This window comes from Sphingobacterium sp. 18053 (genome assembly GCF_902706145.1).
Classification (GTDB): domain Bacteria; phylum Bacteroidota; class Bacteroidia; order Sphingobacteriales; family Sphingobacteriaceae; genus Sphingobacterium; species Sphingobacterium paramultivorum.
Window position 1 is genome coordinate 357,143 of record NZ_CACSJW010000003.1, and the last position, 21,532, is coordinate 378,674.

At 44.1% G+C, this 21,532-nt stretch carries 11 protein-coding genes; 8 read left to right on the plus strand and 3 right to left on the minus strand.

The window, feature by feature from the left end; translation table 11 throughout:
- Positions 1-11: 11 nt before the first annotated feature.
- The 3 genes from GVK91_RS08425 to GVK91_RS08435 form a co-directional block, all read right to left on the minus strand.
- Positions 12-869 carry a transketolase gene (locus tag GVK91_RS08425; RefSeq protein WP_200845569.1) on the minus strand — a complete coding sequence of 286 codons (858 nt, stop codon included), beginning with the start codon at positions 867-869 and terminating at the stop codon, positions 12-14.
- A 7-nt stretch (positions 870-876) separates the two neighbouring features.
- Positions 877-1,545 (minus strand): fructose-6-phosphate aldolase, encoded by a 669-nt coding sequence (gene fsa, locus GVK91_RS08430; RefSeq protein ID WP_153846238.1) that lies wholly within the window; start codon positions 1,543-1,545, stop codon positions 877-879.
- 180 nt (positions 1,546-1,725) lie between these two features.
- Positions 1,726-5,805 carry a hybrid sensor histidine kinase/response regulator transcription factor gene (locus tag GVK91_RS08435; RefSeq protein WP_159727886.1) on the minus strand — a complete coding sequence of 1,360 codons (4,080 nt, stop codon included), beginning with the start codon at positions 5,803-5,805 and terminating at the stop codon, positions 1,726-1,728.
- A 440-nt stretch (positions 5,806-6,245) separates the two neighbouring features.
- Here GVK91_RS08435 and GVK91_RS08440 point away from each other — a divergent pair, with 440 nt between their 5' ends.
- From GVK91_RS08440 to GVK91_RS08475, 8 genes are all read left to right on the plus strand, one after another.
- Positions 6,246-9,428, plus strand: a complete 3,183-nt coding sequence (locus GVK91_RS08440) for a SusC/RagA family TonB-linked outer membrane protein (protein WP_227550196.1) — start codon at positions 6,246-6,248, stop codon at positions 9,426-9,428.
- 10 nt (positions 9,429-9,438) lie between these two features.
- The gene (locus tag GVK91_RS08445; RefSeq protein WP_120332425.1) at positions 9,439-11,334 is read left to right on the plus strand and encodes a RagB/SusD family nutrient uptake outer membrane protein; all 1,896 of its coding nucleotides are present in this window, start codon (positions 9,439-9,441) and stop codon (positions 11,332-11,334) included.
- Positions 11,335-11,361: 27 nt separating this feature from the next.
- Positions 11,362-14,241 carry a SusC/RagA family TonB-linked outer membrane protein gene (locus tag GVK91_RS08450; protein ID WP_159727888.1) on the plus strand — a complete coding sequence of 960 codons (2,880 nt, stop codon included), beginning with the start codon at positions 11,362-11,364 and terminating at the stop codon, positions 14,239-14,241.
- A 21-nt stretch (positions 14,242-14,262) separates the two neighbouring features.
- Entirely contained in the window at positions 14,263-16,026 is a 1,764-nt protein-coding gene (locus GVK91_RS08455; RefSeq protein WP_227550197.1) for a RagB/SusD family nutrient uptake outer membrane protein, read from the plus strand.
- A 16-nt stretch (positions 16,027-16,042) separates the two neighbouring features.
- Positions 16,043-17,068 (plus strand): DUF5627 domain-containing protein, encoded by a 1,026-nt coding sequence (locus GVK91_RS08460; RefSeq protein WP_153846241.1) that lies wholly within the window; start codon positions 16,043-16,045, stop codon positions 17,066-17,068.
- Positions 17,069-17,091: 23 nt separating this feature from the next.
- Complete coding sequence (locus tag GVK91_RS08465; RefSeq protein ID WP_153846242.1) at positions 17,092-18,777, plus strand: endo-1,4-beta-xylanase; 1,686 nt, start codon at positions 17,092-17,094, stop codon at positions 18,775-18,777.
- 31 nt (positions 18,778-18,808) lie between these two features.
- Positions 18,809-20,539, plus strand: a complete 1,731-nt coding sequence (locus GVK91_RS08470) for an RICIN domain-containing protein (RefSeq protein ID WP_159727890.1) — start codon at positions 18,809-18,811, stop codon at positions 20,537-20,539.
- Positions 20,540-20,610: 71 nt separating this feature from the next.
- Positions 20,611-21,462, plus strand: a complete 852-nt coding sequence (locus GVK91_RS08475; protein ID WP_159727892.1) for a sialate O-acetylesterase — start codon at positions 20,611-20,613, stop codon at positions 21,460-21,462.
- The last annotated feature ends 70 nt before the right edge of the window (positions 21,463-21,532 follow it).

The following is a 21,532-nucleotide window of genomic DNA, read 5'->3' on the forward strand; positions in this document are numbered from 1 at the left end:
TCGTCCTACGATTAGGCGATATAATCACCCAATGTTTCTGCATTCTGGTTTAAGGCCATAGCTAGTTGTTCATCACTGGGTGCTATGCCATGCCATTTATGTGAGCCCATCATAAAATCAACCCCATTTCCCATTTCGGTATGTAGCAACACCATTACAGGCATTTTAGTTCCGGTCGAAGCTTGGGCCTTTCGTAGTCCTGAAATCACAGAACCAATGTCATTACCGCGCATAACCTCTATAACCTTCCAGCCGAATACCATCCATTTGCGGGGTAGGTCGCCCAGCGAAAGGACATCGTTGGTAGCCCCATCAATCTGCGCACCATTGTAATCTACAATAGCAATCAAATTGTCCATTTCGTTGTGAGCTGCATACATGGCCGCTTCCCATACCTGCCCTTCCTGCAATTCGCCATCGCCCATAAGCACATAAACCATGCGGTTATCTTGATTTAGTTTTTTGGCTTGAGCAGCACCAATAGCGACAGAAAGACCTTGCCCCAAGGATCCCGAAGCGACACGGATACCTGGCAGTCCTTCATGCGTAGTCGGATGTCCCTGCAGTCTTGAATTGAGTTTTCTGAAGGTGGCAAGTTCATCGATTGGAAAATAACCTGCTCGCGCCAACACACTATAAAATACCGGAGAGATATGACCATTGGAAAGGAAAAACAGGTCTTCCCCGAGGCCATTCAAATCAAACTGATCGTTTCGCTGCATCAATTCAAAGTATAAGCAGACCAACAATTCGGTGCAGCCCAACGATCCTCCCGGATGCCCCGACTGGCAACCATGCACCATGCGGAGTATATCCCTTCGGACTTGCTTAACAATCGCTTCTAAATTATGGATACTATGTCTTGTCATGACCATCTCAATTGTTACTTTGTGCGGCAACGCGTTTATGATCAGCTAAAAATTGAGCAAGGCCACTGTCCGTCAACGGGTGTTTTAAGAGGGAAAATATCGCCTGCAAAGGTCCAGTCATCACATCCGCACCAATTTTGGCACAACCCAAGATATGCGCACTATGACGTACCGAAGCCGCAAGAATCTGGGTAGGGAAAGCATAATTATCGTAGATCGTCCGAATTTCGCGAATCAGGGCCAGTCCATCGACAGAGATATCATCGAGCCTACCGACAAAAGGAGATACATAGGTTGCTCCGGCTTTGGCGGCCAAGAGTGCTTGCCCGGCAGAAAAGACCAGGGTGCAATTGGTTTTAATTTGTTTTGTACTAAAATATTTAATTGCTTTAATGCCGTCTTCAGTCATTGGAACCTTAACAACAATCTTATTGTCTAAGGCCGCTAAAAGCAAACCTTCCTCAATCATCGCGTTAAAATCAGTTGAAATCACTTCAGCACTTACATCACCGTCTACAATATCACAGATAGCTTTGTAGTGCGCATGTACAGGAGCTGTTCCTGTAATACCCTCTTTGGCCACCAGCGAAGGATTGGTCGTTACACCATCTAGGACACCTAAATTTTGAGCCATACGAATCTCACTGAGACTTGCCGTATCGATAAAAAATTTCATTTTTTTTAGTTGATTAGTTTTGAATTCGCTAGATCTCCAGCGATTGGTTATAAGACAAAACTATAGCTTTCAACCAGATAGGATTGCAACAAATAAAAAAAAGAAGGGTAAAAATGTTTAAAACAGATTACCCTCCTAAAAAACTGACCTAAAACGACCTTTTAAACAACAATATTATGCTTAGTGCACGGATGTATTTTTATGCGATTGGATATATTCACTTGGCGTCATTTGATATTTTGCTTTAAAGACTTTTGTAAAATAGTTTGGATTGGCAAATCCCGTCTCATAAGCAATTTCAGAAATAGACTTATCGCTTTTTTCCAGCAAACCTGCCGCCTTTTCTAGTTTCACAGAGCGTATAAAATCTACGGGAGACATGCCCGTCAGTTCCAGCAGCTTATTGTAAAGGGAGGCTCGGCTCATCGAGGTGTGGGCACTTAGCGCTTCGACCGATAACTGCGGATTATCGATATTATCGTGTACATAATTGAGTACTTTTTGTAAAAATTTATCTTTTTCGGACCTGATCGTCATTTCGGGCGCTAAAATAGACACCTGTTTACTATAGACTTCCCTGAACGCCTGGTTCAGCTGAAGCAAACTGTTAACCTTCGCTACCAGTACATCCATATCAAAAGGTTTGGTCAGATATCCCACCGCACCCGATTCAAGCCCGCAAACAAGACCATTATCGACCTGTGAGGCCGTCAGCAGTACAACAGGAATATGTTTTGTCCGTTTATCCTGCGCCAGCTTCTGTGAAAATTCCATACCATTCATATATGGCATCTGAACATCGCTCACCACAAGGTCAGGGTGATGAAAAAGTGCTTTTTGCCAGCCATCCTTTCCATTAGTAGCCTCGATAATCTGATAATACTCCTTTAAAGACTCGCTGAGGTAATATCTAAAATCTTCATCATCTTCAATAACCAACACAAGCGGGCACTGTCTAAGCTCCACAGGTTGTATCTCCGTAACTACCTCTGGTTCAACCCCTCCCTCATATACCGACTCAGCTTGATCCAGCCATAGATCAAATTTAAAGGTACTTCCGCTGTCGGGTTGACTGTTAACCGAAATCTCGCCATGGTACATCTGAACAAATGACTGTGCAATTGACAGTCCAATACCTGAACCCTGACTTGCCACCTTGCCCTCAGTATCATGCTGAAAAAAACTCTCAAATATCGATTGTTGCAGTTGCTCGGGAATTCCGATACCAGTATCGCGCACTTCAAGGGAAACATGCAGTTTCTTGTCGACAAGGCTTATAGATGATATACTTACAGCGATATCCCCACCCTTTTTGGTAAATTTAAAAGCGTTATAGATTAAATTAAATAGAATGCGCTCAACCTTATTTCGGTCAAAACGACAATACAATTTTTCCTGGCATGGAAAAAAAGAATAATCGATACCTTTTTGCAGCGCCATATCCTGAAATGAACGGTATACTTCCTGTACAAAAGATACCAATTCACCATCTTCATCCTGCACTTTCAATTCATGGTATTCCATTTTACGAAAATCCAGTAATTGGTTGACCAAATTTAAAAGCCGCCGCGCGTTACGGCTTACCAAATTTAGTTGATCGCCCAGTTTGCTATCTTTATTTTTGGCAATCAAAGCATCCACGGGCCCTGTGATCAAAGAGATTGGGGTTCGGAATTCATGACTTAAATTTGTTAAGAATCGGATTTTCATTGCATCTATTTGATGCTTTGTCTCGGCATCTCTCTTTTGCTGTTCAATGAGCTGCCTCGCCTGGATACGCTCTTGTTCAATCGCAAATTTTTGTTTTAACTTTTGAATCCCGCGATGTCTGATCCACAGCAGCCCCCCCAATACTGCTAGCACATAAAATAGATAAGCATAAATGGTGCGCCAAAACGGTGGAGCAACATGTATCGCAATCGATTTGATTTCCTTGTTCCAAATACCGTCGTTGTTGCTTGCGCGAACCTCAAAAACATAATCTCCCGGATCCAAATTTGTATAATAGGCACTATTTTCCTTTCCATTTCGAATCCAATTTTTGTCAAAGCCGACAAGTCGGTACTCGTATTGGTTATCCTCAGGTACAGTTAGATTTAGCGCGGCAAAAGAAATTGAAAAATTTTGTTTGTATTTCAGGTTGATGCGATCGGCAGTCAACAGCGACTGCTGTATTGGCCCCTTCTCCGTGGGCTGAGCGATCACATTGTCAATTTTTAAATCCGTCAGTGCGACCTTCGCAGGATTGCCATTTGTTTTTAAATGAGCCGGATAAAAATGGTTAAACCCTTTCTGCCCACCAAAATAAATTTCTCCATCGTCCGTTTTTAGTGACGCACCGAGCATAAAAGCACCTTCTTGCAATCCCACAGCATTAGAATAGTTTTTGAACTTATTTTGCACCGGAGAATAACAACTCAATCCTTTGTTTGTTGAAAACCAGATCCTCCCTTTATCGTCCTCGATAATACTCTGAATAGCACCATTTACTAATCCATCTTTCTCAGAAAGTGTCTCAAATAGTGTTTTCCCTTTTCGCAGCAAACCTACTCCATTGCCATTTGTTCCAACCCATAAATTTCCATTTTTATCCGTATGCACGGCTAATATATAATTGCTTGGGAGCTTATTTTTTGCTTTGTCATACAGTGTAGTCTGTTGTTTCAAAGGGTCATACATCACCAGGCCCGAGCCGTAAGTTCCAATCCACATATTATGTGCCTGATCTTCCGCTAGCGCACGTATAAAATTTCCAGGTAGCTCTATTCCATCGTTTGAGTGCTCTTCCCTCTTGTATTTTTTGACGATAGCGCTTCCTTTTTGAATGATGTTCACGCCGCCGCCATTTGTCCCAACCCAGGTATTCCCCCGAAAGTCTACTTTTAAACAAAAAATATCGTTATTATTCAAATTATCTTCCCTGTTACCAACAGTATATCTTTTTAGATTTCCATTAAGCAGATCATAACAGATAACCCCTTGCTGGTAGGTACCGATCCAAAGCTGATCGTGTTTTCTTTCCAAAGTCAACACCGTTAGATCTTTAGGTAAGTTGGCCGAAAGTTCAACAGACGACAGTTTATCTGTCAATCGGTCATATTTCCAGATACCACCACCATCAACGCCCAAAAAAATCTTATTCTGATAAGCCGCGAAAGAAGTTACTATAGCTGGGTCACCGGTCATACCCTCCAAAAAATCTAAACTTTTTAATCTAAATTGGCTTAAATTGGTATCGAATTTATTTAGCCCTCCCTGAAAGGTACCTATCCAGTAAATTCCGCTATTATCGACAAAAATAGACCGTATCGATTTATGAGAAAGACTATGAACATTACTTGGATCCGGCTTAAAGGTCCGAACTGTTAAATCCCTGGTATTAAGCACATCCAGACCATTGTCCGTTCCGATCCATAAGTCCTGCTTTTGATTGTAACATAAGGTGTAAATGCGGGGACTGCTTAAAGCTCCTTTCCCTTCTCCTGCGCTAAATTTATTGAACTGCGAATCGCCCGGATTCAAATATTTAAGGCCAAGCATAGATCCGACCCAGATACGGCCCTGATCATCTTCAACAATGGAACTAATTTCAATTCCATTTCCATATCCTTCCTTTTCCGAAAGAACTTCAAAACGTTTTATGGTCTTTAGGTCTGCCGATATGCGGAATATGCCATTCTCTGATGACACCCACATGTTGTTCTTTCGGTCACGAAAAACACTGCCCGTTACTTTACCGGCAAAAGCTTCTACAATACGTCGATAAGTTGGATCCATTCTCTTTTGTAGATCATTGACGTCCAAAATATACAAAGCACCATATGAAGCGATCCAGATATTTCCACTTGCATCCTTATCAATTGCATTAATTGCGGTACTGAGCCATTTACCATCTGGGGTAAGATTGTACGACCTGATCCGGTCTGCTTCCCGATCATAATAACTTAATCCCCCTCCATTTGTACCTATCCATATTCTTCCCTTCCTGTCTTCACATAAGGCCGAAATATGGTTTGCCATTAAACTATTCTCTTTGTTGGCATCATAGCGGTAGACATTGTAATGACGTCCGTCGAAGCGATTAAGCCCATCCTCTGTTCCTAACCAAAGAAAACCATAACTATCGCGGTAGATACTATAGATTGTATTGGAAGAAAGTCCATCCTTTGAAGAATAGCGTTGAAAAGTTACAGGCTGGCTTTGTCCATAAGAAAAAAACGTCAGCATCATCCAGGTGAATACCACTAAAGTTCGTATCATATATTTAGGTATGTAATCTTCAATACAAAAAAATCTGTATTGAACTGTCAACTAAATTATCAAATTAATCCCTACTAAACTAGTCTCTACAATCATTTGACCCATGTAAGCGGTATTTTTTGACATTCTTATCCTTCATTTAAACATTCTTGCTATCCACCAAATTTTCCAATGGCTAGCTTTGGTATACAATTATAAACTGCTTTGAAAGGCATTTCCAATATAGGGAAAACTATATGCAAACAATGCAACCGGTTGCTATATAGTTATAAAAAATTTAACCAATTATTATACAGCATATGACAGTACCTGATGATCCATGACTGTCCCTTAGATTTTTTATCAAAATGAACAAAGGGAACACCGATACAAACGTATCTAGCCAATTAGAGAAAATTTAACCAAGAATTCTTCAACCTATTTATCAATCCACAAATGCGATGATGATTACATGTACAATCACACGAGTAAGGCATTGGAAAAAGCTATGGGGTATAGCTAAGCCATTCACTTTACTGCTGTTCCTGCTTTATGTGGGACAGGCAACACTCTATGCTCAGGCCAAAAGGCAGATAAGGGGCATTGTCGTCGATAGTAACCATAAAAAAGTGAGCGGTGCATCCATCAGGGTAAAAGGCACCTCGCTAGCCACGGCTACCGATGAAAATGGAGCTTTCACGATCCAAGTCCCTACAGATAATAATTTGTTGACTATCTCCAAGCTAGGATATGGCCAACTCGAAGTGGATATCCACAATAAGAACACGGTAGAAGTACAACTGAGCGATAAGTCTATCGAGATCGAGGAAACCGTTGTCGTCGGTTATGGTCGTCAGAAAAAAGAAACCGTTGTAGGTGCCATTGCGCAAACTTCGGGTAAAATCCTCGAACGCGCAGGGGGTGTTTCCAGTGTAGGAGCCGCATTGACCGGTAACGTGCCCGGGGTTATTACCACGGCCAGTACAGGTATGCCCGGCGAGGAAGATCCTCGTATTGTGATCCGGGGGCGCAGTACCTGGAATAATACCGACCCTTTAGTCATGGTGGACGGAGTGGAACGACCACTATCTGCCGTTGATATCAGTTCCATCGAAACTGTTTCCGTCCTCAAAGACGCCTCTGCAACTGCTGTCTATGGTGTTAGAGGGGCCAATGGCGTTATTTTAATCACCACCAAGCGGGGTAAAGAAGGGCAAATGCTGATACGCGGTACCGTCAACAACATTGTAAAAACCGTTTCCCAACTTCCGGGAAAAATGGATTCGTACGATGCTTTGATGCTACGCAACAAGGTTATCGAATATGAGTTAGGCATTTCTCCTTCCAGTTGGGCCAACTATCTTCCACAAGACGTCATCAATAAATACCGTTTTCCCGCTGACCAGACGGAACGCGAACGTTATGTGAATACCGACTGGGCAAAGGAATTATTTAAAAGCCACGCTTTTTCACAAAATAGCAGCGTCAATATTGCTGGTGGTACACCCTTTGTCAAATATTTTGCCAATGCGGATTTTCTTTACGAAGGCGATATGTTCCGCCAGTTCGAAAATGCTCGCGGTTATAAAGCAGGCTATGGTTTTAACCGTCTGAATGTACGGTCCAATTTAGACTTCCAGCTTACTCCCACAACCAAATTTTCAACCAACCTGGCAGGGTCTCGCGGTGTCAAAAAAAGTCCATGGGGCGGCGGCAACGATTATTCCTATTGGATCGCTGCCTATACGGTAGCTCCAGATGTTATTTATCCACGCTATTCAGACGGTACTTGGGGTTACTATGCCTTAAACACACAAGCCGGAATAAACTCTGCCCGTGTGCTGGCACTAAGCGGAACCGAATACATCACCACAAGTCGTATTACAACAGATTTTACGCTCGAACAAGATCTTAAGTTTTTAACGAAGGGGCTTAACGTTCGTGGGACAATCTCACTGGACAACACGTTTGTCGAGGGCGGCCGCGGTATCAATGATGCCAACAACAGTACACAAAGTAAATGGATCGATCCCAATACGGGATTGCCAACCTATCAGATCGCTTTCGATGGTACAAATAGATTTGACTTCGTCGAGGGCATAAACTGGACAACCGGTGCCGGACAGGTCAGAGACTGGTCTACCTATCGAAGATTATTTTATCAATTGCAGTTAAATTACGCAACGACCATCGCTAAGAATCACAACATCACTGCCATGGGTTTATTCAACCGCAATCAGACCGGAACAGGGAGTATGATTCCCTCCTATCGCGAAGACTGGGTATTCCGCACCACCTACAACTACAAAAATAAATATATGCTCGAGTACAATGGAGCCTATACGGGATCAGAAAAATTCGGTCCTGACAATAGATTTGCCTTTTTCAATTCCGGTGGGATAGGCTGGCTAGTTACTGAAGAAGAGTTTATGAGGCCTATCTCGTTTCTCAATATGCTCAAGTTACGTGCGTCCTATGGTGACATCGGTGACGATAGTGGCGGCCGTCAATTTCTGTACCTAACCCAATGGGCATATGGGGGCACCGCTGGCATGGGGGTTGAAGGCCGCTACTCCTACTCCGACGGCAATACCAGTCCTTATATCTGGTACAAGGAAAGTGCGCTTGGCAATCCAAATATCCGCTGGGAAAAAGTTAACAAATTTAATATCGGCCTCGACTTCGGTCTGTTCAATAGCCAGATAACCGGTAAAGTCGACTTTTTTAGAGACCGGCGGACAGATGTTCTGATTAGCGGCGCCAACCGAGCCATTCCTTCCTACTTTGGGATGGAGGCACCTACAGCCAACCTAGGTAAGGTACAGAATAAAGGGTTTGAAGTAGAACTGAAATTTAACAGACAGCTCAATACCGACTGGAGAATATGGGCTGATATCAATTTTACCTATGCCAAGGATAAAGTTATCAATGCCGATGCACCCGAGTTGCTGCCCGAATATCAGAAACCGGATAACAAACAAGTGAGTCAAACCTATTCTTATGTTAGCTCCGGATATTACAATACTTGGGACGAACTTTATTCGAGTACCGCGCACGAAAGCAATGACCTAGCGAAACTACCCGGCAATTATCATATACTGGATTATAACGGGGATGGTATTATCGATGCTAAGGACAATATTCCCTACGCCTTTCCTTCAGTTCCACAGAACACTTATAATTATACCATTGGATTTGATTGGAAGAATTTCAGTGTCATGACCCAGTGGTATGCCGTAAATAATGTCACCCGGCAAGTTGTTTTCAACAGCTTCTCGGGCCAACTTAACCTCGCTTATGACGAAGGTTCCTATTGGTCAAAGGACAATGTCAACGCAGACGTACCACTACCACGCTGGTTATCACAGTCGAGTACTTATACACCCGGTAGCCGGTATATGTTTGATGGTTCCTACATTCGATTGAAAACAGCCGAAATTGCCTACAATTTTAATCGAGAATCCAGCGTAATCAAACGACTTGGGCTTCAAAACCTTCGCATTTTTCTAAATGGCAACAACTTAGTTTTCTGGTCCAAAATGCCAGACGACCGTGAATCCAATTATGCCGGTACGGGCTGGGCATCACAGGGCGCCTACCCTACGGTAAAGCGGTTTAATCTAGGTGCAAACATTACATTTTAATCCTACCACTATGAAAAAGTATTTCAAGGTAATCTTTATATCTACTGTGATCTGGTCTTCAACATCCCTACTCTCGTGTAAAAAATACCTGGATAAAGAAGAACAGTCCAATGTGTCCTCCAAAGAAGCATTTAAAAACTTTATTAACTTTCAAGGTTATACAGAAGAGTTATACAGCTGTGTTGTCAACTTCAGCAACAACTACTGGACCAACTCGTGGAACTGGGGTGAAGATGAAATGACCTCAACGGCTGGCAATTATCATTTCGTTCACAAAATCGACAATGGTAATTTTTGGGGTTGGCAAAGAGAATCCGACGGCTGGGGCTCCGGCTGGATGGATCAGGGTGATTTTACCACCATCAATGGGGATGTATTTGCCAACCGTGCCTTCCGCGATTTATGGAGCGCGGCCTGGTTTGGCCTGCGAAAAGTCAGTCTCGGACTAGAAAATATCGACAAATTAACCGAAGCCACCTCCGAAGAAAAGAACCTGATCAAGGGGCAATTGTTATTTTTCCGAGGTTGGTTTCACCACCGATTGATGGAATATTTTGGCGGGATGCCGTACATCAATTATGTACTTCCAAGTGACGAAAAGCTGCGGTTGCCAAGATTGAGCTACCATGCCTGTGCGGATCTTGCTGCGGCCGATTTTAGAGAAGCGGCCAATCTATTGCCGATCGACTGGGACAATACCACTGCCGGAAAACGTACCCTGGGTAAAAATCAATTGCGCATCAACAAAATCATGGCCCTTGCTTATCTTGGCAAAAATTATCTTTGGGCGGGAAGCCCTTTGATGAATTTTCAGTCTACCGGGAATAAAACCTATCATACTGACTATTGTAAAAAAGCAGCCCAAGCCTTTGGTGAACTACTTTCACTTGTCGAAAGCGGACAGACAAATTACGCCCTTGTTCCTATGGCCAATATTCACTTGAATTTTTACACAACAGGCCAAAATTGGGCCATGCCTGGCAGTACAGAAGCTATATTTAGAGGGCCCTACATTGACGCATGGGTATCGAATTATGGTACCAGTAAACAGTACATTCCGCTGGTCGTCTCCGACGGAGACGCATTGAAGTTTATTCCAACAGCCAATTATGTCGACTACTATGGCATGAAAAACGGTTTACCGATCAAAGACATTACCCAGTCTGACGCAGAATCAGGTTACAATGCCGAATACCCTTGGAAAGATCGCGACCCACGCTTTTATAAGGATATCATTTTCGATGGAACAAAAGTCGTCCAAGGAAATACACAGGACGAAAAAAATCGATACGCTAACCTTTACAGTAATGGAAGCTATCGAGATATCCAGTCTGGCAGCCAGACAGGCTACGTGTTACGTAAATTTGTCCCTATAACAGCCAACAAATATGATCAAGCCTATAATTATGGATCCAATCTTCATATTTACGTGCCCTATATGCGTTTATCTGATGTCTATCTGATGTACGCCGAATCCGCCATGATGGCTTCCAACTCAGCTACAGGCAAAGCGGACAATTACGGTAAAACAGCAGTTGATGCGATCAATATCGTTCGGGATCGGGCTGGCGTGGGTCATGTAGATGCCAAATTTCTAGGTTCGGCTAACGCATTGTTACCTGAATTACGGCGGGAACGAGCTGTGGAGCTCGCTTTTGAAGGTCATCGTTTTAATGATCTTCGACGCTGGTTGCTGTTGACCGAATCACCTTACACCTTAAAAAAATCGGTTGTTTTTGATCGGGCAGGAACCTTCAACACCGTAGATCCATCCCAAAACCGCGTCGTCAACATTAAAGAAAATGTGCTTTTGGAACGGAAGTTTACAAGCAAACATTACTGGTTGCCCCTAAAGGTCAGAGATGTCAACATGTATCCCGAGTTCTATCAGAACCCAGGCTGGTAACAAGTTTTTCATTTAATCATTTAAAAAATGAAGTACAAAAAATTAAGAATAGCACTATGTCTTGGATTAAGTTGGATAGCTACCGCTGAAGGAATGGCGAAAGAATCACTTAATCCAACCATTAGACAACATAAAAATATTTTTCCGGAGCGCTCGACATTTGTTGGTCCGGACAGTATTGGCACCGATAGTACGACACTTGTACAGGTCGCTTTCCGAAAAGTTCAGAAGAAGGACCTCATGGGCAATGTACAATCCATCAATGTTCCACAATTGCTCGACAAGAGTTACAACACCAACAGTCTGGAAAATCTAGATGCCTTTATTCCGGGATACAACGGTAATATTTGGGGTATGGGTGGTTATTTGGTATTAGTGGACGGATTTCCGCGTGATGCCAATAACGTTATGCCAACAGAAATCGATCAGGTCAGTGTATTGAAAGGCGCCAATGCCATCGCTCTTTATGGTAGCCGAGCAGCCAAAGGCGTAATTAGCATCACGACAAAACGCGGAAAATCCGGAAGTCAACAGATAAAAATTAGAGCCAATAGCGGTATCAATGCGGCTATGAGCTATCCGCAATATCTTGGCTCCGCAGAATATATGACATTGTATAACGAAGCTCGACAAAATGATGGATTATCACCACTCTATAGTGCCGAAACAATCTACCAACATGCAGCCGGAACAAATCCTTACCGTTATCCCAACGTGGATTACTATTCATCGGACTATATCAAAGATCACTACAATCGCTACGATGCCACCGCTGAAATCTCGGGAGGCAATCAACGTGCACAATATTATACCAACTTTGGATTTTGGTCTGAAGGGTCCCTCCTCAATTTTGGACAGGCGAAAAAAAATGGTGGCGCCAATAGATTCAATATGCGCGGTAACATCGATGTGAAAGTCAATGATCTGATCTCCCTGAACGTCGATGCAGCAGCCAGTTTTTATATTTCCAAAGGGGTAAATGCGGACTACTGGGGTGCAGCGGCAACCGTGCGGCCACATCGCTTCTCTCCACTCATTCCTATTGATATGATCGAAGAAGGTGACGTCAACTCGATGGTGTATGTCAACAACAGCAATTTTCTCATCGATGGCAAATATCTCCTTGGGGGAAGTCAGCTGGATCAAACCAATGCCTTTGCAAACGTTTATGCCGGCGGCACAAACCGCTATCTAAATCGGCAGTTTCAATTTAATACGGGTTTAAATTTTGATCTAAAAAACATCTTGGAAGGTCTGGTTTTCAAAACCAACCTGGCTGTGGATTATCAGTCAAATTACAACCAATCCTATAACAACAATTATGCTGTTTATCAGGCATCGTGGAACAACTATGATGGAAAAGACCTTATCAGTAGCCTCACAAAATATGGTGACGACCGTATTTCAGGCATCCAAAATATCAGTGGCAGTACCTATAGACAGACCATCGGTCTCAATGGGTCCCTAAACTTTAACCGTACCTACGGTAATGACCACCATGTATCGGCAATCCTATTGGCCAATGCGTTCCAGATCGCTGCCTCCGGCAGCTACCACAAAACCAGCAATGCCAACCTAGGGCTGCAGTTGGGCTACAATTATTCAAGCAAATATTATGTTGACTTTAGCAGTGCTTACAGTCATTCCGCCAAATTACCACAAGGGAATAGAAGAGCCCTATCTCCTACTTTAGCGCTCGCCTGGCGTCTATCTAAAGAAAATTTTTTGGTCGACAGCAAAGTCGTCAATGAGTTAAGATTATCCGCCTCGGCAGGTATATTAAACACGGATCTGGATATTAGCGACTATTACCTCTATCAGGGGTATTATACCTATAACGACGCAGCATGGTATAGCTGGCGCGACGGTGACCTCGTCCATACCTTTGACAGACGCAGGGGTGACAACCCCAACATGAAATTCCCGAAACGCAAGGAATTTAATATCAACCTCGAAGGTGGGCTCTACAACAACCTGATCACCTTTAATACGTCCTACTTTGTTAATCGGATGAGCGGCGGGTTGGTACAGGCGGCAACACAGTACCCAATGTATTTTATGACTTACTGGCCGGTTTATTCTGACCTTCCCTATGTCAATTTTAACTACGACGAACGCCGGGGTGTCGACTTTGGCATCAACCTGAACAAACAGATCAACAAAACCTTCGTATCACTGGGTTTCAACGGGATGTACTATACGACCAAGGCGGTAAAAAGGGACGAACTCTATGAATTTGCTTACCAAAACAGAGCCGGAAAACCACTAGACGCCATCTGGGGCTTACAGCATGATGGTTTTTATAACAGTCAAAGTGAAATTGACCAAGCTGCCTTTTCAACATTTGGAGAAGTCAAGCCTGGAGATATCAAGTATAAAGATCAGAATGGTGATGGTACCATCGATACCCGCGACGAAGTATACTTAGGCAAAGGCGGATGGGCCGGTGCCCCACTGACATTAGGTTGCAACCTGACAGTCAAATGGAATAATTTCACATTATTTGCCGCGGCAACGGGACAGTTCGGAGCCAAAGCGATGAAAAACAGTTCTTACTTTTGGGTAGATGCGGAAGATAAATATTCAGTGGTCGTACGTGACCGCTGGACAGAATCGACCAAGGAGACCGCAACTTATCCGCGCCTTACCACCTTTAACAGTGACAACAACTTTCGAAGCTCAGACTTTTGGCTCTATAAGACCGATCGCATCAACCTATCCAAAGTGCAGCTGTCTTACGATTTCCCAAAGCGTCTATTCAATGCTAAGTTTATACACGAACTGGGTATTTATGCCACGGGATCCAACCTACTAACCATCGCCAAAGAAAAGGAAACGATGCAATTGAATATTGGACAAGCACCACAAATGCGTTTTTTCAACATCGGACTGAAGGCACTATTTTAATCTTTACTATCTAAGACGAGAATGATGAAAAGAATACTAACCATAGCCATCCTAAGCAGCTTACTATTTTCTTCCTGTGAAGATATGTTTGAGCCGGCTCTTGAAAATAATCTTGAAATTGAAACAGCCAATAGTCGCCCCCTTTACGCACAAGGGCTACTTTTAAATGGATACAACCGGGTTCCGGCTAATAGCTATAGCTTTGATGATGTCGCCACAGACAATGCTGTGAGCAACGATAAAAGCAATACTTACCTTAAAACAGCAACCGGACAATGGACAAGCATCAACAATCCTTTCGACCAATGGCGCAATAGCTATGCAGCCATACAGTACCTCAACAATTTTTTATCCCTAAGTGATAAAGTAGAATGGGCCTTGGATCCCAAGGTCAGTACGATGTTTAACGATCGCATGAAAGGTGAAGCTTATGGTCTCCGGGCACTATTTATGTTTCACCTGTTGCAATCCCATGCCGGAAAGTCGAGTACCGGTGAGATACTTGGTGTGCCTATCCTGCTGACTCCCGAAGATGTCAATTCGGATTTTAACCACAGTCGTGCACCGTTCGAAGCCTGCATGCAGCAACTTTACGATGACATCAAAAAAGCAGAAGACCTGTTGCCTATGGATTACGAGGACATCGGTGCAGACAGTCAAGTTCCGGTCAAATACGCAGGCACAATCAATAAAGACGACTACAACCGTGTATTTGGAGCCTATTTCAAACTCCGCATGACCAAGCGCATCGCGCAGGCAATTCGTGCCCGAGCAGCGTTAATGGCGGCAAGTCCGGCATACAGCGAGGGCAGCAAAACAACCTGGGAGCAAGCCGCCACCTATGCGGGGCAGGTCATCCAGGCCAAAGGCGGACCAAGTGGTATTGATCCTAAAGGATTCACCTGGTACAATAAAGATGTGGTCGATGGCTTAACCTCCGGATCCAATCCGGCCGAAATACTTTGGCGCACCGACAAAGGAAATAGCAACAGCATGGAACAGGACCATTTTCCGCCAACATTGTTTGGCAGAGGACGTCTCAATCCAACACAGAATCTGGTCGATGCCTTTCCCATGGAAAATGGCTATCCCATTGACGATGCCAATTCGGCTTACAATAAAACCAATCCGTACGACAAGCGGGATCCCCGATTGAAGACTTACATTATTGTCAATGGTGCCACAGCAGGCGTAAGCAACACGGCTATCAATACCGCTGCCAATAGTCCAACAAACGATGGGTTAAATAAGGTCGAGACATCTACTCGGACGGGCTATTACCTGAAAAAGCTGCTGCGCCAGGATGTAAACCTCAACCCTTCATCTTCTACACAACAAATGCATTTCAATACACGTATACGGATGACAGAAATGTATCTGGCCTATGCCGAAGCCGCAAATGAGGCCTGGGGGCCTACTGGCATGGGTACTTTTACCTTCTCGGCCTACGACATCATCAAGGCTATTCGCAGACGGGCGGGTGTAGGAGCCAACAATGGCGATCCTTACCTAGAACAGGTAAAAAACAACAAAGAGCAAATGCGGCAGCTAATCCGCAATGAGCGGAGACTAGAACTTTGTTTTGAAGGGTTTCGGTTTTGGGACCTGCGTCGCTGGAAGTTGGATATCAACGTTGCTGCAAAAGGAGTCAGTATAAGCAACAACAGCTATACCGAGATTCCGGTAGAGAATAGGCTTTATGAAAACTTTATGTACTACGGTCCGATCCCGTACAGTGAAGTACTCAAATACAGCAATCTTGTACAGAATACGGGATGGAATTAACATTAATACACGCATAATGAAAAAGATCAATCTTCTTTACGCCATGGCTTTGGTAAGCCTGGCGTCTTGCAAAAATAACGACTGGGAGTTCCCAGATTTCGAATTTCAATCGGTATACTTCGCCTATCAGACACCAGTCAGAACGGTAACCCTAGGCGAAGACATTTTTGACAACAGTCTCGACAACCAGCATAAGGTGAAAGTCATGGCAACCACTGGAGGAGTATACAACAATGCAAAAGACATCCGTATCGATTTTGTTGTCGACAACAGCCTTACGAATGGCCTTAGCTATCCAAACGGCCAGGCAGTTTCCGCATTGCCCAACAATTACTACCAGCTTGGCAGCAATCAAATTAACATCCCAAGTGGTAGTCTCACAGCCGGTGTTGAAGTGCAACTGACTGACGCATTTTTTGCCGACCCAAAATCCTTGGAAACCTATTACGTACTTCCTCTAAGGATGACAAAAGTGGTTAACGCCGATTCCATCCTCTCCGGTAAAACTTCGCTACAGACTGCCAATAGGGCTATTGTATCCGATTGGGATGTCGCACCAAAAGATTTTATCTTTTATGCACTCAAATATATCAATCCCTGGCACGGCAATTACCTGCGTCGGGGTACCGACCAAATTGTCGGCAAAGGTGCCAATAATAGCTTGACAAAAAATATCGTCAGACATCAGGCCTACGTAGAAAAAGACGAAGTCAAAAGCGTCACGACGGCAGCGCTAAAGAAATCGATCTTACCCCTTTCTTTTAAAGGAACTGATGATGTCAATATCAATGTCAATCTGAACTTAACTTTTGATGACGACAACAATTGTAGCATTAGCTCGGCAAGTGCTGGCATCTCCGCTACAGGAACCGGTAAGTTTGTCAAACGGGGCGAAAAAAACAGCTGGGGTAATACAGACAGAGATGCACTTTATCTTTCCTACACGATCGATATGACACAAATGAGTGTCACCAGCAAGGATACCCTCGTGATGCGGGACAGATCTGTAAAAATGGAAACATTTACACCCATCAAAAAGTAGTATCAATTCTATAACGAACAACGATGAAAAAAATCAATAAAACTATCGTCATCCTACTTTCGCTCGGCACCGCCTGGAGTTCCTGTTCCAAATATCAGCCACTGGATTACGCCGTCGATAAACCGGAGAAAGTACTGACGCAGGAAGATATCAATGCTTACAACCCATTAAAAAGTTATCTGGATAAGCAAGGCAACCCCGGATTTAAGCTCGGTGTTGCGCTCAATATGAACGATTATTTTAACAAAGGAATCCTTTACCGCTTAGCTAACCGAAATTTTGAAGAAATGGTCATGGGCTATGAAATGAAACATGGCTCCATTGTGCAGGCCGACGGAAGTCTCAATCTATCACGGGTCGAACAGCTTATCACAGCCGCACAGGAAAACAACATGGCGCTATATGGCCATACCCTTTGCTGGCACTCGGGACAGAATGCGGCCTATCTCAATAAGTTAATTGCCCCTGTGGTGATACCAGGTTCGGGAGGTCCAGCCCTGGCGGGGCACGCTTTAAAAATGAGTAACCCCTCTGTTGTCAATGCCTGGGAAGCACAGACCGCCTATGATATCAACCCGACGGAAGTGGGTAAAGAATATGTATTGAAGATTGTCGCACGAGGCAATAAAGCGGGCAACATTGACATCGATCTGCAGACCACCGCCAATTACACCGGCGACAACATGGGCTCATTAGCATTAACGACAAGCTACAAAGAATACGAACTTAAAGTGACTGCAACTGCCGCGCGTAACCGTTTTATTATCAATTTTGGCCAATACGATGGAACAATCTTCATCGACAAGGTTGTGCTTACAAAAACTGGCAGTTCAACAAGCCTCATTGCCAACAGTGATTTTGAAAACAATATTGACGGTTGGTTCGGTTGGGGAAATAATTCATCCCGAGCGCAGTCCGCCAATGGTGAAGGATATGGCAGCCCGGGAGGTAGCACGATTGAGAAAACACCTGCCGAGAAAGACGCCATACTCACAAAAACTCTTGAGACGTTTATTGCTGGCATGCTCGAAAAAACCAAAGGTTATATCAAAGCCTGGGATGTGGTCAACGAGCCCATGTCCGACTGGCCCGATCAATATGCCTTGAAGACAGGAGTTGGAAAAACCGACCTGGCTGATGATGAGTTCTACTGGCAGGATTACTTAGGTAAAGATTATGCCGTGAAAGCTTTCCAATTTGCCCGCAAATATGGCAATGCAAATGACCTCCTTTTCATCAATGACTATGGTTTGGAAGGCAGTGGCAATAAATGTAAAGGACTGATCGCGTATGTCAGCTACATCGAAAGCAAAGGCGCCAAGGTGGATGGGATCGGTACCCAGATGCACATCGACATCAACACAAGCAAAGACAATATCGTCAGTATGTTTAACCTATTGGCCGCCACCGGCAAGCTGATCAAAGTGTCTGAGCTCGATATTGGTTTGGGAAATGGCATAAAGACTAGCAATGCAACGACTGAAATGTATCAGCAGCAGGCCGACATGTACAAATTTGTCATTGAAAAATATCTTGAGATCATTCCCAAGGATAAGCAATATGGTATTACCATATGGAGCCCACTGGACAGTCCGGACCAAGAGAATTCATTTTGGAGACGTGGGGAACCCATCGGTTTATGGACCGAAGGATTCGTTCGAAAGCCAGCCTATCAGGCGGTTGCTGAGGCATTGTTAGCTAAAAAATAAGATCATTAATCACCCTTTAAATATGTAAATTATGAGAACAAACAACATGTGGTTATTGCTGATCTTTTTATTAGCTATTTTTTCCAGCTGCTCGCGGCTGGAAGAAAAAACATTGACCAGCGAATCCGAAAGAAGTCTTAAATCCAATGTTTCCGCGCAAGCCGTTACAAGCTGGCCGCGGCCAACCCCGACCCTACATGTCGGAGGCAAGTACCTCAAAGATCCCTGCGACAATAATATTGTCCTGCATGGGGTAGCCATTACGCCAAGCCCTTGGTTCAATGGCTGCCAGTATGGTGCCAACTCCGGTTACTGCACCTGGGATAATTACAATGTTCAGGGTGCGCTCAATTACAATAAAGCAGTCGTTGACAAACTCAGCAGCGCGGCCGACGGTTGGTATCTCAATTATATCCGTCTGCACATCGATCCGTATTGGACCAATGATCCAGGCGCTCCTATTCCTGAAGACGACATCTCAAGATTTAACTATAATCGCTTGGTTACCTATACTGATCAGGTCATTATTCCACTAATCAACCATGCCCGCAGCCGGGGCATGTATGTGATCTTGCGTCCTCCTGGCGTATGTCCACACCGTATCGCAGTCAATGATGCCTATCATACCTATCTTAAGACCGTATGGACTTTTCTATCGCAGCACCCATCACTAAAGAATGCAGACAATGTGATGTTTGAATTGGCTAACGAACCCGTTGAGATTCTGGGAACAAATGGCAACTGGGGGACGACCGGCAACGAGCATTTTGCTGCGTTGAAAAATTTCTTTCAGCCCTTGGTCAATATCATTCGTAATAACGGTGCCAACAATGTATGCTGGATACCAGGAACTGGCTGGCAGTCCCATTATCAAGGCTATGTCAATAATCCGATTACGGGTGGCAACATTGGCTATGCAGTACATATCTACCCCGGGTATTGGGGTGGTGTCAATACCTATCAAGCTTTTCAAAATGCCTGGAATACAAATGTTAAACCTATTGCAGACATTGCACCCATTGCCATTACAGAGACAGACTGGGCTCCACAGGGATATGGCACATTTGGTACGGGATCAACCGGTACCGCTGGCGGAAACGGTTTTGGTGCAAATTTAAAATATATTGTGGATCAGTCCGGCAATGTAAGCTGGAACCTTCTCGCCCCCGACGATCTGCTCCACAAAGGGGATCCCAACGCCGGGACAGCTTTTAACAATGATTGGGAAGCCTGTGCTGCTCCCGCTAAACAGTGGTTTCAGCAGTATGCTGCCTCCAATTACCCCATGTCTAACTGTACAGTTACTAGTCTGGTCAATAATGGCATTTACGAAATCGAATTCCAGACCGATGCCAACAAGGTACTTGATTTAAAATCAGGTGAAGATGCCAACGGTGCAGTGCTCAGACCGTGGACCAGAAATGGCGCAAATGCACAGCGCTGGGTCGCTATAGATGCCGGTAACGGATACTGGCGCTTTGTTTCAAAAGCAAGTGCAAGCAATCGCTGCATTGATCTGACGAGTAATAGCAATGCGCTCGGAACTGCCATCCGGCTTTGGCAGAACTATAGCAATGATGCTCAGGCCTGGAAGGTAACTGCTGTAGCCAATGGCTATTACAAAATTACCTCAAAGGTAGATGCTACACGCGGTTGGGATGTACCCAACTGTACCATGGACGGCAATTCCAATCTTCAGCTTTGGGATTACTATGGTACCTCCTGTCAATTATTTAAGTTCAAATTTATTGCCATGAACTAAACACTATCTTTTCGCGGTAAGCCATACTTACCGCGAAATAGGTTAATTTTAAAAACATAAAAAGCTTCACGATGCGACAAACACAATTTAAAATGCTGCTACTGATCTTCTTGGTATGTTGTTTTACCGGAACAACAGCTTGTGCCCAAGACAAGAACTTCCATATCTACCTTTGTTTAGGACAATCCAATATGGAGGGACATGGACAATTCGAACCTCAGGACACCATCACCAACAGCCGGTTTCATGTGCTGGCGGCAGTAGATTGCCCCGAATTGGGACGGCAGTACGGTAAGTGGTATCCTGCCCGGGCACCACTTACGCGTTGCCACACAGGCCTTACACCTGCAGATTATTTTGGCAGAACGCTTGTAGAAAAGCTTCCCAAAAATATCGAGATCGGAGTCATCAATGTTTCGGTAGGTGGTTGCCATATTCAATTATTTGATCAAGATAGCACGTCAAGCTATGTCGCAAAGGCACCCGAATGGATGAAATCCATGCTTGCAGCTTATGACAATAATCCTTATGAAAGGCTTGTCGTCCTGGCCAAGATGGCACAGCAGAAAGGTATTATCAAAGGTATTTTACTTCACCAGGGGGAATCCAATACCGGCGATCGCGAATGGCCCAATAAAGTAAAAAAAGTCTATGAAAACCTCTTGCACGATTTGCACCTGAAAGCCGAAGATGTACCCCTACTTGCTGGTGAACTCCTATCGGCCGAAGCAGGGGGTAAATGCGCAAGCATGAACAGTATCATCCAAACATTGCCCGCTACTATCCCAACTGCACATATCATTTCTTCTGCGGGTTGCCAGGGTATCGGCGATGGACTACACTTCAGTCCTGCCGGATACCGGCAGCTGGGTAAAAATTATGCGGCAAGCATGCTTAAATTGCTGACGAAAATAAAAAAATAAAAAAAGCTAGGGAGTCAATCCCTAGCTTTGAATGACAAGCAGCTAGCCGCCCGAATCACTAAACCGTTCT

Excerpts from the sequence above, each read along its gene's own strand:
- GVK91_RS08465 (WP_153846242.1), top strand. The coding sequence starts at position 17,092 with ATGAAAAAAATCAATAAAACTATCGTCATCCTACTTTCGCTCGGCACC.
- GVK91_RS08470 (WP_159727890.1), top strand. The coding sequence starts at position 18,809 with ATGAGAACAAACAACATGTGGTTATTGCTGATCTTTTTATTAGCTATT.
- GVK91_RS08450 (WP_159727888.1), top strand. The coding sequence starts at position 11,362 with ATGAAGTACAAAAAATTAAGAATAGCACTATGTCTTGGATTAAGTTGG.
- GVK91_RS08460 (WP_153846241.1), top strand. The coding sequence starts at position 16,043 with ATGAAAAAGATCAATCTTCTTTACGCCATGGCTTTGGTAAGCCTGGCG.
- GVK91_RS08445 (WP_120332425.1), top strand. The coding sequence starts at position 9,439 with ATGAAAAAGTATTTCAAGGTAATCTTTATATCTACTGTGATCTGGTCT.
- GVK91_RS08435 (WP_159727886.1), bottom strand. The coding sequence starts at position 5,805 with ATGATACGAACTTTAGTGGTATTCACCTGGATGATGCTGACGTTTTTT.
- GVK91_RS08455 (WP_227550197.1), top strand. The coding sequence starts at position 14,263 with ATGATGAAAAGAATACTAACCATAGCCATCCTAAGCAGCTTACTATTT.
- GVK91_RS08440 (WP_227550196.1), top strand. The coding sequence starts at position 6,246 with ATGATGATTACATGTACAATCACACGAGTAAGGCATTGGAAAAAGCTA.
- fsa (WP_153846238.1), bottom strand. The coding sequence starts at position 1,545 with ATGAAATTTTTTATCGATACGGCAAGTCTCAGTGAGATTCGTATGGCT.
- GVK91_RS08425 (WP_200845569.1), bottom strand. The coding sequence starts at position 869 with ATGACAAGACATAGTATCCATAATTTAGAAGCGATTGTTAAGCAAGTC.
- GVK91_RS08475 (WP_159727892.1), top strand. The coding sequence starts at position 20,611 with ATGCGACAAACACAATTTAAAATGCTGCTACTGATCTTCTTGGTATGT.